Genomic DNA, 246 nt, shown 5'->3' on the forward strand with positions numbered 1-246 from the left:
GGCCTTGGGACTGGGGAAGTACTGCCAGGGCTGGTCGGCCAGTTGGTGCAACTTCGCCGATCCGGCACGGAACTTCTCCGCGTCGAAGGGCAGGCGTCCGCGGAGCATCCCGCCCATGTCCTCGCTGGTCCGTAGCATTTCCTTGAAGATCGCCTGGCGCTGGGCCTCGGGCGAATTGGGATCCCTACGGTGACAGCCGCTCAGGGCGACGCCGGCCAGCAGCACGACGAGCAGGGACGTCAGCTT

The 246-nt window shown here is 66.7% G+C and carries 1 protein-coding gene; it reads right to left on the reverse strand.

Annotation, left to right across the window (positions count from 1 at the left end):
• A partial coding sequence (locus ACLJNW_RS27640) for a c-type cytochrome (protein WP_410961763.1) occupies window positions 1–246 on the reverse strand: 246 nt, incomplete at both ends.

The organism is Salmonella sp. SAL4457 (genome assembly GCF_046548235.1).
GTDB classification, from domain to species: Bacteria; Pseudomonadota; Gammaproteobacteria; order Enterobacterales; family Enterobacteriaceae; genus Salmonella; species Salmonella enterica.